Source organism: Streptomyces sp. MMG1533 (assembly GCF_001279775.1).
Classification (GTDB): Bacteria; Actinomycetota; Actinomycetes; order Streptomycetales; family Streptomycetaceae; genus Streptomyces.
Window position 1 is genome coordinate 72,352 of record NZ_LGDG01000063.1, and the last position, 13,390, is coordinate 85,741.

Below are 13,390 nucleotides of genomic sequence, written 5' to 3' on the forward strand. Positions count from 1 at the left end.
CCTTCAGCGCACCTACGGAAGGCCCGAGCCGATGACTCGTGTGCGTTCTCTCGTATCCACAATGACCGCCCTACTGCTGTTCTCCTCGGTCGCCGCCTGCGGTTCCGACGGCGACGACGCCCCGAAGAACGTGTCCGCGAAGACCGCCGCCCTGGGCACGCTCAGGCCCGGCGTCATCAAGGTGGCCGTCCAGCCGTACGCGCCCTACACCAGCGTCCAGGGCGGCAAGATCGTCGGACTGGACGGCGACATCCTCACCTACGTGGCCAAGAAACTGGGCCTCCAGATCAAACCCCAGGTCACCGACTTCGCCGGCATGCTCGCCGGAGTGCAGTCCCGCCGGGCGGACATCACCATCGGCGGCGTCGCCTGGTCCGCCGACCGGCAGAAGCAGGGCCTGTTCACCGACCCGCCCTACTACTCGCCCCCCGCGATGGCCGTCCGCAACGGCAAGACCTACAAGACGGTCGACGACCTGAAGGGCCTCGACCTCGCCACGGTCGAGGGCTACGTCTGGGTCAAGTCCATCCAGTCCGTGCCCGGCGCCGAGCTGCACGCCTACCCGGACGCCACCGGGGTCTTCGACGACCTCGGCGCGGGCCGCGTCGACGTCGGCTTCCTCGACCCGCTGATCATCATCGCGGCGCAGAAGCAGCGCCCGGAGCTGAAGATCAGCACGGAGTACCTGACACCGCCGACCGCGGCCGAGGTCAAGGCCAAGCCCGCCTACCAGTACTTCCAGCCGTACCAGACCGGCTTCTACCTCCCCAAGAAGGCCACCAAGTTGGAGAAGGCCGTCTCCGCCCAGATCGACGCCATGTACGCGAACGGCGAGATGGCGAAGCTCGTCGAGAAGTACGGCGGCGACCCCGAACAGTTCCTCAAGCCGACCGCCGACGTCGCCACCGCGCGCCGCGGCGTGGACCGGCCGCAGGACTGGACGCCGCCGTCCATCGGACAGTGAGGACGCCGACATGACCGGTCTCTTCCAAGTCCCCTGGTCCGACTACCGGTCGGACCTGCTCGACGCACTCGGGCGCACCGTCTCGTACACCGTGGTGAGCTTCGTCGGCGCCGTCCTCCTCGGCCTGGCGGTGGCGCTGCTCCGGATCGCCAAGGCGCGGCCTCTGCGTGTCCTTGCCGCTGTCTACACCGAGGTCTTCAAGAACATCCCGCTCCTCGCGATCATCTTCCTGACCTACTTCGGCCTCGCCTCGGCCGGGCTCCGGCTGGACGTGTTCACGGCCGGCTGCCTCAGTCTCGTCGTCTTCTACGCCGCCTACCTGTCCGAGATCTTCCGCTCCGCGATCAGCGGCGTGCACGACGGACAGACGGAAGCCGGCGAGGCGCTGGGTCTGGGCAGGGCCGGCATCTTCGTCCATGTCGTCCTGCCGCAGGCCGTACGTCAGGCCCTGCCCGGCACCAACACCATGCTGGTCGACCTGCTGAAGTCCACCTCGCTGCTCGTCACGGTCTCCGCCGCCGAGTTGATGTCCGAGGGGCGGCTCATCACGTCGGCCACCTTCCGGGCGCTGGAGGTCTACCTGGTCATCTCCGCCGTCTACTTCGCCCTGTGCTACCCCCTGTCCCAGCTGCTTCTGCTACTGGAACGAAAGGTGCGGGCGGGCGTCCCCCTGTCCCCGTGGCGGCGCCGGCGGGTGCGCACCGCCCGCGCACTGCTTGCGGCCGACCTCGGCGCAGACCTCGGCGCCGACCGCGCCGCGGACCTCAAGCAGAAGGAGGCGGCGGCATGACCGAGCCCGTCACCACGGCGCAGGCCGTCCCGTCGGCGGGCACCGACGCGGTCGTACGGATCGAGGGGCTGAGCAAGTCCTTCGACGGCCGCCTGGTGCTCGACCACGTGAACCTGGAGGTCGACCGCGGCCGCATCGTGAGCGTCATCGGACAGAGCGGCGGCGGCAAGACCACGCTGATGCGCTGCGTCAACCTGCTCGAACGCCCTGACCGGGGCACCGTCGAGGTGGCCGGCGAAGTGGTGCACAGCGCCGGCCGGACGGTCTGCCACGACCTGCCCCGGCTGCGCCGCACCGTCGGCATGGTCTTCCAGCGGTTCAACCTCTTCCCGCACCTCACGGCAGTCGAGAACGTCGTCCTGGCCCAGCGCAAGGCGGGCGTCCCGGAGGACGAGGCACTGGAGCGGGCCGTCGCGCTGCTGCGCCGGGTCGGCGTGGCCCACCGCGGTCTCGCCCTACCCGACCAGCTCTCCGGCGGGGAACAACAACGCGTCGCCATCGCGCGGGCACTCGCGCTCAAGCCGGAGGTGCTGCTCTTCGACGAGCCGACCTCCTCCCTCGACCCGGAGGCCACCCGGGAGGTCCTGGCGGTGATGCGGGAACTGGCCGCGGACGGGATGACGATGCTGCTGGTCACCCACGAGCTGCCCTTCGCCCGCGAGGTGTCCGACCATGTCGTCTTCGTCGACGGCGGCCGGATCGTCGAGGAGGGACGCCCGCAGGACGTCCTCGACAACCCCTCCCGGATCCGGACCCGGGAGTTCCTCGCCTCGTACGGGTCGGCGTCATGACCGCTCCCGTAGTGGTCGTCGGGGGCGGCGTCGTGGGACTGTGCACCGCGTACTACCTGGCCGAGGCGGGCCTCCCGGTGGAGGTCGTCGAACGCCGTGCCCTGGGCTCCGGGGCCTCCCGGGGCAACGCGGGCTGGGTCTGCCTCAGCCATTCGACGCCGGTCCCGGCACCGGGCGTCGTACGGTACGCGCTGCGCTCACTGGGACGGCCGGACTCGCCCCTCTACCTGCGACCCCTTCCCGATCCGGCGTTCGTACGGTGGCTGTGGCGGTTCTGGCGCAGCAGCACACCCGCCGCCTTCCGGCGCGGCTACACCGCGGTCGCCGAGCTGAACCGCACCACCTTTGACCTCTTCGACGGCCTGCGCGAGGCCGGCGTCGACACCACCCTGACCCGTCCCGGCATGGTCCACGCCTTCCTGTCCCCGACCGAGGCCCGCCACCACCTCGCCCTGCAACAGGAGATGGCCGACGGCCGCTACCCGATACCCGACGACGTCGTCACCGGGGACGAGGCCCGGCTGCTGGACGACGCCCTGTCGTCCAAGGTGCGCGCGGCGTACCTCGTCGAAGGGGAGGGCGTGGTCGACCCCGAGGCGTTCGCCCACGGGCTGGGCCAGGCGCTCGTCGCCTCCGGGGTGAAGGTCCACGAGAACGTCGAGGCCGTCGGGTTCCGTACCTCCGGGGACCGCGTCACCGCCCTGCGCACCGCACAGGGCGAGATTCCCTGCGCGGCCGTCGTCATCGCGGCCGGCATGCGCTCCTCCCGCCTGCTGACTTCGCTGGGACATCCGCTGCCGCTCCAGGCGGGCAAGGGCTACAGCTTCTCGGTGGACCTTGATCCGGCCCCCCGGCACACGCTGTACTTCGGCGAGCGCAGGGCCGTCGCCTCGCCGATCGGCACCACCACACGGATCGGCGGCACGATGGAACTCAGCGGCAACAACAACCGCCTCGACTGGCGGCGTGTCGTGGCCGTCGCCCTCGCCAGCCGGCACTACCTGGGCCGCTGGTTCGAGGATCCCGACGACCTGGTCGGCCTGATCCGCGACCCCTGGGTCGGCGGACGGCCCTTCCTCCCCGACGGACTCCCGGTCATCGACCGCGTCCCGGACCACGCCAACGCCTACGCGGCCACCGGGCACGGCATGCTCGGTGTCACCTTGGGCCCCGTCACCGGTCACAGGCTCACCGAGTACATCCTCACCGGCCGCCGCCCCGAGGCCCTCACGCCCTTCCGTTTCGACCGACTCCGGTGAGGTCAGTGCGTCGGCAGCCATTCACTGAGGGCGTCGATGAGGCGGTCGAGCGGGGGCTCCTCGGCGGAGCGGTCCGTCATGACCGTACGACCGTCGAAGCGCAGGGTGTACTGGAACCTGTCGGCCGCCCCCATGTCGATCGTGACCTCGGAGACTTCGGCCAGTGCCGGATCCCCGAGCAGTGTGCGCAGTTCCCCGAACTGGGCCGCGCTGGTGCGCCGTACGACGGTTTCGCCCTTGTCACTGACGCGGACAGTGCCGTCGCCCCGGAGGACGACCTGTCGGCTGACACCGGCGAAACCGCCGCTGACCGTCATGGTCACCAGCTTCTGCTCCGGTCCGGTGACGGGCACCGGGGACGGGCTCGCGGAAGCCGAAGAGGAGGAGGGCGAGGGCGCGGGCGAGTCGGGCGACGGTGAGGCGGAGGTGGCCGGGGACTCGGTGGAGGCGGAGGAGGCGGAGGAGGCGGAGGAGGCGGTCACCGTACTGATCGCCGCGTCCGTCGGCTCCGCCGAACTTTCGCCGCTGCCGAAGGCGCAGCCGGCCAGACCGAGTACCTGCGTCGCGCACATCACCGCCGCCCTCGCGGTCGTACCCCTGCCCCTGTCGAGCACAGCGCCCCCGCCCGTCGATCACCCCAACTGGACTGTCAATACCACGGAACCACGCGTTCCGGCCCTCAGTCGGTCTCGCTCGCCGCGATCACGGCGACGCGCGTGCGGGTGGGGTCCAGGCAGGCGAAGGCGGTGTCCGTGAGGTCGCCGGCGAACCAGCGGTTGTCGGTGTACGGCGCGAGGGCGAAGCGGAGCCAGCGGTGGTCGGCGGCCAGACGCACGGCGTCGTGGTGGGACACCTCCGTGTCGAGGTCCATGAGCGCGTACAGGCTGCGCCAGGTGAACAGTCGGGCGTAGGCGCCGTGGTGCCCCTCGTTCCACAGGCCGCCTCCGAAAGCGGCGATGAAGAGGTCGGCGGCGAGATCGTCGGCGGTGGTGTGGACCGTGGCGAGAGTGTCCGTCGTGACGGCGTCGAGGCAGTCGGCGTCGAGTTCGGCGAGCAGCGCGGAGTTGAAGTCGCCCGCGTCGAGCGGCTCGGGCAGGGCATAGAACGCCGCCTCGTACTGCGCGAGTTGAGAGAACCCCGTGGCGGCCGACTCGGCGCGCGACTCGTCCGGCACCCTCCGGGCGGCGCGGCCGGCGCGGGCGCCGCCTTCGGTGGGCGGTATCTCGGGGTAGGCGATGCGCAGGCTCTCCGGAGTGGCGGAGCCGACCATGAGCCCCTCCATGTACGCCCCTGCGCGCATGCTGTGCTCGAAGTGCAGGGAGCCCAACGGCAGCCAGGCCAGGGGGTGTCCGAGGGCGCGCAGCCCGGCCCCGTAGTCGAGGTAGACGTCGTCGTGCCGGCGTCCGAAGCCGAAGCGCAGCGCCATCTCGTGCAGCAGACAGGCTCGGAACTCGGTCGCCGGATCGTCCAGGGCGACGGGCGTGTGGTTCTCGAACTGCGGCCTGAGCGCGACGATGCTGGGCCGCTGCGCGAGCTGCCAGGCGATCCGCCGCGCCAGCGCCCGCCAGGTGTCCGTCCGCTCCCGGCCCAGCCGTTCCGCCAGGCGCACGGCCCAGTCGGTGGCCGCCTGCGACCGCTGATCGGCCAGGAGCCGGGACAGCTTCGCGATGTCGTGGCTGCTGGAGGCCGTCAGTGCCAGGTCGTGAAGGCGTTCGGGATCGGTGGCGGCGTACACCTTGAGCGAGGCGTCGTCGGGGAGTTCGGACATGTGATCACCCTAAGAGGCGTGTGCTCGCCAGGCGGTGGGTGCGCGTCCATCGCACTCCGACATGGGCGAAGGGAACCCGGGTACTGGGCGGAGCATTCGTCGAAGACCGCCGGCCGTGGTCTCCGGGCACCGCGAACCGGGTGGTCTTCGCTCATCCGGCCCGACGCCGCCGCGGCTGGTGTCGGCCGCCGTGCGGAGCTCGGAACAGAATGGATCGATGAGGAACACGCTGATGCGCGGTGGCCGACCACGGGCACTGGCCGGGGTGGTGCTGTTGCTGGGCGGTGCGGTGGCCTGCGGGCCGTCCGGAGCCGGGGGAGAGGCCGGTGCCGGTGGCGCCTCGTCGACGCCGTCCGCGACGACGTCCGTCCGGTTCGGGGAGGAGATCGAGTTGTCCGACGGCCGGCACGTGGGCGTGTCGTACGCAGCCGGCAGTGGGCTCGTGGAACAGCACCGGGACGCCGGGACGGATGAGTGGAGCAAGCCCCGGGTGGTGTACCGGACCATGGCGGACGCCTGCCAGAGCATCACGCTCGAGGAGTTCGACGGCACGGTCGCCGTCATCGCCGACTGGGGCTACTACTGCGCGGACGGCGAGCCCCCCGAGGAATCGATCGCCGCGGTCGGCACCGGGGACCTGTCGCGGTGGGACGCGAAGCTCACCAAGGCCTTCGACGGCTGGGAGAAGGCCACCGCCGAGGGCGACTCGCGTCACCTCCGCTTCACCAACGGCTCCACGCGGCTTCGGTGGAGCCGGGCGGAGGGATTCGGGCAGGTGGAGGAGACGTATCGCTGAGTCGAGTGGTCCCTCGGCACTTGGCGTGGTCCCTCGGCACCTTCGACAGCGGTACCCGGAGGAAGGCGACTCACAGGAACGGCGTGCCCGGGTCGAGTCCGGACAGGACCCGGCCGTACAGCTCCAGGTTGGTGGCGGGATTGACGAAGGAGTGGAGGCTCAGGGCGTGCAGATCGCGCACCGCCCGCTGCACGGGCACGTCCCGGTGCAGGGAGGAGGCTCCGGAGGCTGAACCGATCAGGTCGACGGCCTCCTTGCACAGCCGCGTCACATAGCCGCTCTGCGCCCGGATCCTGGCGCGCTCCTCCACCGTGTACGGATCCCCGCTCGCGGACCGGGACTCGATCAGGGCGACGAACTCGGCGGTCAGCAACTCGGCGCAGGAGATCTTCATCGCCGCCTCGGCCGCCTGCAGATGGGTGACGGCCGCCTCGTGCTGCCGCTCGTGGAACGTGTACGTGATGCCCCGCCGATGGATGCGCTCGGTGAACTCCGTCAGTGCCGACCGCGCCAGACCGAGGGCGTTCGGCGCCGTCCAGGCACAGAACAGCAACAGGACGGGCATCCGGTAGAAGGGCTCGTCGGCGTTGGACTTCGAGGGGAAGTCGCCGCCCAGCAGGGGGCCGACCGGCAGGACGCGGTGCGCGGGGACGACGACGTCACGCGCGACGACGCTGTTGCTGCCACTGCCGGCCAGCCCCGAGACGTACCAGTCGTCCAGGACCTCCAACTCGCCCATGGGGACGGCGGTCCACAGCACCTCGGGCGGCCCGTCGGCCGATTCGACCCGGACCGTCAGCAGGTGCCAGTCGGCGTCCTGGCAGCCCGTGGCGAAGGCCGAGGTGCCGTTGACGACATAGCCGTCGTCCGTGGCGACCGCCGTGGCATCCGGGATGAGAGTGCCGCCGACCCGCACGTCCGGGCTGGAGAAGATCTCGTCCTGCGCTTCGTCGGGGAAGAGCGCCGCGATGTACGAACAGCCCGCCTGGATCAGCGTCTTGAAGGCGGTGGAGCCGCAGGCGGCGGCGACCTCCGACAGCGCCTCGACCTGTGTGCGTAATCGGGTCTGGTAACCGCCGTACCGCCGGGGGACGTTCATCCGGTGGATCCCGGCGTCGCTCAGCGCCGAGGCGACCTCGCTCGTCACCCTTCCGTCCTGTTCGGTGCGCAGCGCGTGCTCCCTGATGAGCGGTCGCAACGCCCGTACGCGCTCGACGAGGCCGGCATCGGAGCGGGGCGCTGACGACGGAGCCATGGCGGACCTCCGGGTGCGACGGGTTCCTCACCGTGACGCGGATGGCCTGAAGAGTCAACGGTGCGTCGCAGCAGCCGAGTTGGTGACATGCGCCGCGATCTTCCTGATCAGTGGGCCAGGCCGGCAGCAGCACGATCACCACGTACACGGCGGTTGAGGCTGTGGTCCACCGGCGGACCAGGATGCGGTACACGGTCGAGGCGGGCAGGTGCAGGATCGGCCCGAGGCGGGCGGGGCCGAGTGACCAATACATCTGGCGCCGACCGCCGGCGAGTCGTGCGCCGGCCTCACGCCAGCAGTCGTCGCTCCTTGGCGACCGCCACCGCTCCGGCCCTCGTCTCCACGCCCAACTTGCCGTAGATCCGTCCGAGATGGGTCTTGACCGTCGCCTCGCTGATGAACAGGGCCCGGGCTATCTCCCGGTTGCCCAGGCCGCGGGCGAGCTGCCCGAGGATCTCGTGCTCGCGCGCGGACAGGGCGGGGCGCGGGCTGCGCAGCCGGGTCATCAACCGGTCCGCCACCGGAGCGGACAGGGCGGTGCGGCCGGAGGCCGCGTTGCGGATCGCGGTGAACAGTTCGTCGGGGTGTTCGGCCTTGAGGAGATAGCCGGTGGCGCCCGCCTCGATGGCGCGGGTGATGTCGGCGTCGGTGTCGAACATCGTGAGCACCAGGACCCGCGGACCCTCCGCACCGCCGGCGGTCAGGTTCCTGGTGGCCGTCACTCCGTCCATCCCGCCGTCGAGCTGGAGATCCATCAGCACGACGTCGGGACGCAGCCGCGACGCCATGGCGAGCGCCTCCTCGCCGGTGGCCGCCTCACCGACCACGTCGATGCCGTCAGCACTCGACAGCAGGGCGCGCAGCCCCGCACGTACCACGGCGTGGTCGTCGCACAACAACAGCCGGACGGGCGTCACAGGACGGGCTCCTTGGGGGTGTTCGAGGCGGACCGGACCGCGGAGGCCAAGGGTGCCAGGGGGATCGCCGCCGATACGACGGTGCCCTCGCCGGGCGTGGACTCCACGGTGAGCGTGCCGCCCGCCTGTGCCGCCCGGATGCGCATGGCGGGCAGTCCGTGCCCGCGCGCGCTGTCGGGGGCCGGGCCGGACGGTGCGCGCGAGGGATCCCCCTCGAATCCGCGCCCGTTGTCGGCGACGTCCAGCGAGATCTGGTCGTCCAGACAGGTCAGGGTCAGCGCGGCCCGGGTCGCCGCCGCGTGTTCGCGCACGTTGGCCAGCGCTCCCTGGGCGATCCGCAGCAGCGCCGCCTCGACCCGTTCCGGCAGCCTGCCCGGCTCTCCGTCGAGCCGGAAATCGACGGCCAGCCCGGGACCGCTCTCGCGTTGTGCGAGTACGGCGAGCGCGCCCGGCAGCGTGTGCTCGGCGAGGTCGGCCGGCGCCAGGTCGTGGACGAACCGGCGGGCCTCCGCGAGGCTGCGGGACGTGATCTCCGCCGCCCTGTCCACGTGTTCGCGGGCCGCGTCCGGGTCCGTCCGCCAGACGCGCCCGGCGGCCTGGAGCAGCATCTGCTGGCTGGACAGGCCCTGGGCGAGCGTGTCGTGGATCTCCGTGGCCAGCCGTTGGCGTTCCGCGAGGACTCCCGCCCGTCGTTCGGTGGCCGCGAGCTCGTGGCGGGTACGGACCAGATCCTCGATCAGGACGCGCTGCCGGGCCCCCTGGCGCTGCAGATGGACCATCACGGCGGTGGCGACCGCGGCGACGGCCGGCGGGGCGACGACCATGTTGGGGTTCAGCGTGCCTTCGGCGACGCGCACTTCGGAGGCGACGACCAGCGCGGTGAGCACGGCCGCCACCGGCACCGCGATCCGCGGCGGCAGCGCGTGCAGCCCGGCGAACAGCAGCGGCATCGCGCACCAGGTGGCGCTCGGCGCCAGGACCAGGAGCACGACCCACACCGCGGACACCGAGCCCAGCCAGACCAGATGACGCGTGGTGGGCGGCGAACCGGGGCGCGGCGCCGGAGCCAGGAGACAACCGAGGACGTACAGCAGACAGAAGGCCGCGAACAGGGCCACCACCCACCCGGCGCGCGCTCCGCCCTGGTCGCGGGTCAGGAAACGGGCGAACGAGGAGCCGAGCAGCAGGAAGAACGCGCCGTGCACGACCGCGCCCAGCCAGCGCTCGTCCGGATCGGTGTGTCTCATCCTCCGTGTCTAACGCGTCCGACGCGCAACCGCATCAACCGATCGGTTGACCCGGCCGTCACCCGAACCGCACGAGGACCGCAGCCTGTTGACCGAGCCGGCCGCACCACTCCCGCACCGAGGCTGGAACCACGACCCGAGCCGCCTGGGATCGCCACCCGGCACCAGGCCACGAACCGCCCGGCATCCGCCCCTCGGAAAGGCAGCGACCCGTGCCCGCCAAGAACGTCACCGTCAACCGCTCCGCCCTCGGCCACCGCATCGGCTACGCCCTGCGCCACCCCGACCGGGTGCCCCGCCATCTGACCCGCGCCGCCCGGGACCTGTGGCTGCGCCACCGCCACACCGACCACGTCTCCTACTACCGGGCCGTGATGCGCTCCGACACCCGGACCGACCCGGACGCGGCGGTCGGCAGCCGCAGTCGTGAACGATGGCTCGCGCTGGGGGCGATGCAGTTCGACTACCTGCTCGGCCACGGCCTGCGCCCCGAGCACCGCATGCTGGAGATCGGCTGCGGCAACCTGCGGGGCGGCTGGAGGTTCATCCGGCATCTGGAGCCCGGGCACTACCACGGCATCGACATCTCGCCCGACATCCTCGTCGCCGCGCAGGACACCATCGTGGAGATGGGCCTGCAGCAGCGACTCCCCACGCTGACCCCGGTCCGCGACCTGACACTGCGGTTCCTGCCCGACGCGCACTTCGACGTGGTGCACGCACACAGCGTCTTCTCCCACTCGCCGCTGCCGGTCATCGACGAATGCCTGGCCCATGTCGGCCGGATTCTCGCGCCGGGCGGCTGGTTCGACTTCACCTTCGACCGCACCGAGGGCGAGGAACACCATGTCCTTCGGGAGGACTTCTACTACCGCACCGAGACCCTGGTGGAGCTGGCCGGGAAGCACGGTCTGCGGGCCCGTTTCATGGACGACTGGGAGGAGCTGCCGCACGGCCAGTCCAAGATCCGCGTCACCCGCGGGGACGTGAACTGATCAGGTCCTCCTCTGCGTTCAGGTGTTCGCGGCCCGACGTTCGCCACAGCGCCGTCGAGAGCCACACCAGGATCACGCCGACCAGGAGGTGCAGCGCGCCGGTCAGCAGGGAGTCGGGCAGCGAGGTCAGGAACGCGAACAGCGGCAGGACGGTGGCGTATCCCCACGCCGGAACCCTCGGCAGGATCCGGGCGCGGACCGTCGCCGCCCCGAACAGGGCGCAGCCCACGGCGAAGACGGCCGCTGAGCCGATGAACACGGGGATCGTGGGGCCGGTCAGGGTCTCGTCGACGACGTCGTCGTCGAAGTGGAAGAGCACCAGGTTCGAGGCGAACGCGGCCCCGCCGAACAGGCCGAGCCCGACGAGGTTCACGGCGTGGGCGATCTCCCCGAGGCGCCCGGTGGCCCGGCCCTGCCGCAGGTGCAGGGCGGTGAGCAGTGGCAGGGCGAACGCGGGGGAGAGGGCCAGCGGCACGCTGGTCGCGGACGTCTCCCCGGTGAACGCCTCGACCAGGGCGGGCAGGGTGATCAGGAGGCCGGACAGCAGCCCGCACAGGGCGCCGGCACGAAGCGTGGACGAGGACATGGGTTCCTCCCAAAGTGGGTCGGGCCGTCACCGTAGGGAGTGCTCGGCGGGCGCCGGGAGGTGAAGGACGTCGGCCTCGGCGGCCGTAGGTCACCGCCCTGGTGGCCGTTCGGCATGTGCCGTTCGTCCCGAACCGGCCGGGGGCGCTCCCCTGCCGGCGGGTTCGGCCTACGCTGACGACAGCGGGGGAGGGGGTGCGCATGGCGGCGTATGTGCCGGTCCGGTGGGTGGCACCGCTGCTGTACGGGGCGGTACTCGCCGGCAGCCTGTACTTCGCGGTGGCCGGTCTGGGTGACGGACCCGGGCCGGCGGTCTGGCGGACCTCGGGTTTCGTCGCAGCGATCGGAGTGCTGTTCGCCCTGGAAGCGGTGGCACACCGCCGGCCCGCGGCCCGGATGGCGCTGCTCCTGGCACGGTGCGGGCTGATCGGCGCCGTGGTGGTCCTGGACGCCTCCGGACTGTCCCAAGTGCTTTTCGTGCTGCTGCCGTTCACCGCCTACTTCGCCTTCGGGCGCACCACCGCGCTGGTGCTGGGTGCGCTGTGCCTGGCCGGGCTGCTCGTCGTCTACCTGCTCACCGCCCCCGGCTGGTACCGGGACCTGGAGCGCGTGTCCGACCTGTTGATGCTCTGCGTCGGCCTGGTGCTGGCGGTCTCGATGGCTGCGGTGGCCGTCGGCGAACAGCGCGCCCGGCGCGAACTGGAGGCATACGCGGCGCGGGTCGCCGAGTTGTCCGCAGCCACCGAGCGCAACCGGCTGGCCCGGGACATCCACGACAGTCTCGGGCACCATCTCACCGCGATGTCCGTGCAGTTGGAGATGGCCTCGGACTTCCGGGCCCTCGACCCCGACGCGGCCCAGCGGGCCCTTGCCGAGGCGAGGCAGTCGGTGCGGCTCGCACTGGGCGACGTACGACAGTCGGTCCGCGCGCTGCGGGGCGAGGCGGCACGGCCCGTGCTCGCGGACGCGCTGGCCGGCCTCGCACAGGCCGCCGGAACACGGCCGCAGGTCCTCGTCGAGGTCAGCGGTGACGAGGCCGGCTACGGCACGGCCGAACTGACCGCCCTGTACCGGGCAGCGCAGGAGGGTGTGACCAATGCGCGCCGGCACGCGGCGGCCTCGCGGGTGACGGTGGCGGTCCGGCTGGCCGACGATGCGGCCTGCTTGGAGGTGACCGACGACGGGAGGGGCTTCGCACCGGACGCGGCCGCCACCGGGGTCGGGCTGCTCGGAATGAGAGAGCGGGTACAACTGGTGGCGGGGAGCGTGGACATCGACAGCAGTCCCGGCGCCGGCACCCGGCTGACGGTGACCGTGCCACGCGGGAAGACGGGGGAGACCTGACGTGGACCAGGGGCCCGAACCGGTGCCGCCCGTGCGGGTGCTGGTCGTGGACGACCAGCGACTCATCCGGGACGGCATCGCGTCCCTGCTCTCCATCCGGCCGGGCATCACGGTCGTGGGCACGGCCGAGGACGGCCGGGAAGCCGTGGCGAGGACGCTCGAACTGGACCCGGACGTCGTGCTCATGGACGTACGCATGCCACACATGGACGGAGTCGAGGCGGTCGCCGTTCTGCGGGAGCGGGCGCCGCGGTGCCGGGTGGTGATGCTGACGACGTTCGACGACGAGGAGTACGTCGTCCAGGCGTTGCGGGCCGGTGCGCACGGCTACCTGCTCAAGGACCTGCCGGCCGAGGAACTGGCGCACGCGGTCCGCCTGGCGCATGCGGGCGTCACCCAGCTCGACTCGTCCGTCGCCCGCCACCTCACCGCTTCCCTGCCGCGCTCCGGCCCCGCGGCGGCGCCTCCCGCCGTCGCGCTGAGCCCGCGTGAGACGGACATCCTGCGGCTCCTGGCGCGCGGGCACACCAACCGGGAGATCGCCGCACGCCTGTATCTCAGCGAGGGCACGGTCAAGAACCACGTCTCCCGGATCCTCCAGCGCCTCGCTCTGCGCGACCGCACCCAGGCGGCGCTCCGCGCCCGGGACCTCGGGCTGCTGTGAACCGACGGGCCCGTC

At 71.6% G+C, this 13,390-nt stretch carries 14 protein-coding genes; 8 read left to right on the forward strand and 6 right to left on the reverse strand.

Translation table 11 applies throughout. From position 1 onward, the window contains the following. Positions 1-61: 61 nt before the first annotated feature. From ADK57_RS10090 to ADK57_RS10105, 4 genes are read left to right on the forward strand one after another with little or no spacing between them, the layout of a single operon-like run. On the forward strand, positions 62-964 hold the full coding sequence (locus tag ADK57_RS10090) for a substrate-binding periplasmic protein (protein WP_234390095.1): 903 nt from the start codon (positions 62-64) through the stop codon (positions 962-964). A 10-nt stretch (positions 965-974) separates the two neighbouring features. Then, entirely contained in the window at positions 975-1,754 is a 780-nt protein-coding gene (locus ADK57_RS10095) for an amino acid ABC transporter permease (RefSeq protein ID WP_053749038.1), read from the forward strand. After that, positions 1,751-2,545, forward strand: a complete 795-nt coding sequence (locus ADK57_RS10100; RefSeq protein WP_053749039.1) for an amino acid ABC transporter ATP-binding protein — start codon at positions 1,751-1,753, stop codon at positions 2,543-2,545. The genes ADK57_RS10095 and ADK57_RS10100 overlap by 4 nt, the downstream gene beginning before the upstream one ends. Continuing rightward, the gene (locus ADK57_RS10105) at positions 2,542-3,804 is read left to right on the forward strand and encodes an NAD(P)/FAD-dependent oxidoreductase (RefSeq protein WP_078973047.1); all 1,263 of its coding nucleotides are present in this window, start codon (positions 2,542-2,544) and stop codon (positions 3,802-3,804) included. Before ADK57_RS10100 ends, ADK57_RS10105 begins: the two co-directional genes overlap by 4 nt. 2 nt (positions 3,805-3,806) lie before the next feature. On the opposite strand, the gene ADK57_RS49850 is transcribed toward ADK57_RS10105, so the two are convergent. Together ADK57_RS49850 and ADK57_RS10115 are read right to left on the reverse strand one after the other, a co-directional pair. Next, entirely contained in the window at positions 3,807-4,376 is a 570-nt protein-coding gene (locus tag ADK57_RS49850) for a hypothetical protein (RefSeq protein ID WP_078973048.1), read from the reverse strand. A gap of 107 nt (positions 4,377-4,483) precedes the next feature. Next, complete coding sequence (locus ADK57_RS10115) at positions 4,484-5,572, reverse strand: DUF6183 family protein (RefSeq protein ID WP_053749041.1); 1,089 nt, start codon at positions 5,570-5,572, stop codon at positions 4,484-4,486. Positions 5,573-5,789: 217 nt separating this feature from the next. On the opposite strand from ADK57_RS10115, the gene ADK57_RS10120 reads away from it, so the two are divergent. Further along, on the forward strand, positions 5,790-6,368 hold the full coding sequence (locus tag ADK57_RS10120) for a hypothetical protein (RefSeq protein WP_234390097.1): 579 nt from the start codon (positions 5,790-5,792) through the stop codon (positions 6,366-6,368). A 70-nt stretch (positions 6,369-6,438) separates the two neighbouring features. Here ADK57_RS10120 and ADK57_RS10125 read toward each other — a convergent pair whose 3' ends face one another. The 3 genes from ADK57_RS10125 to ADK57_RS10135 form a co-directional block, all read right to left on the reverse strand. Further along, positions 6,439-7,623, reverse strand: coding sequence for a flavin-dependent monooxygenase (locus ADK57_RS10125; protein WP_053749042.1), 1,185 nt, complete (start codon positions 7,621-7,623; stop codon positions 6,439-6,441). A gap of 287 nt (positions 7,624-7,910) precedes the next feature. Beyond that, positions 7,911-8,540, reverse strand: coding sequence for a response regulator (locus ADK57_RS10130; protein ID WP_053749043.1), 630 nt, complete (start codon positions 8,538-8,540; stop codon positions 7,911-7,913). Then, positions 8,537-9,787 (reverse strand): sensor histidine kinase, encoded by a 1,251-nt coding sequence (locus ADK57_RS10135; RefSeq protein WP_053749044.1) that lies wholly within the window; start codon positions 9,785-9,787, stop codon positions 8,537-8,539. Before ADK57_RS10135 ends, ADK57_RS10130 begins: the two co-directional genes overlap by 4 nt. A 212-nt stretch (positions 9,788-9,999) precedes the next feature. Here ADK57_RS10135 and ADK57_RS10140 point away from each other — a divergent pair, with 212 nt between their 5' ends. Then, positions 10,000-10,782, forward strand: coding sequence for a class I SAM-dependent methyltransferase (locus tag ADK57_RS10140; RefSeq protein ID WP_053749045.1), 783 nt, complete (start codon positions 10,000-10,002; stop codon positions 10,780-10,782). Here the strand turns inward: ADK57_RS10140 and ADK57_RS10145 are convergent. Beyond that, positions 10,760-11,368, reverse strand: a complete 609-nt coding sequence (locus ADK57_RS10145) for a hypothetical protein (RefSeq protein WP_053749046.1) — start codon at positions 11,366-11,368, stop codon at positions 10,760-10,762. The two genes, ADK57_RS10140 and ADK57_RS10145, sit on opposite strands and share 23 nt — an antisense overlap. Positions 11,369-11,568: 200 nt before the next feature. Here ADK57_RS10145 and ADK57_RS10150 point away from each other — a divergent pair, with 200 nt between their 5' ends. Together ADK57_RS10150 and ADK57_RS10155 are read left to right on the forward strand one after the other, a co-directional pair. Next, positions 11,569-12,711 carry a sensor histidine kinase gene (locus ADK57_RS10150; RefSeq protein ID WP_053749047.1) on the forward strand — a complete coding sequence of 381 codons (1,143 nt, stop codon included), beginning with the start codon at positions 11,569-11,571 and terminating at the stop codon, positions 12,709-12,711. A 1-nt stretch (position 12,712) separates the two neighbouring features. After that, positions 12,713-13,375, forward strand: a complete 663-nt coding sequence (locus tag ADK57_RS10155; protein ID WP_053749048.1) for a response regulator — start codon at positions 12,713-12,715, stop codon at positions 13,373-13,375. The last annotated feature ends 15 nt before the right edge of the window (positions 13,376-13,390 follow it).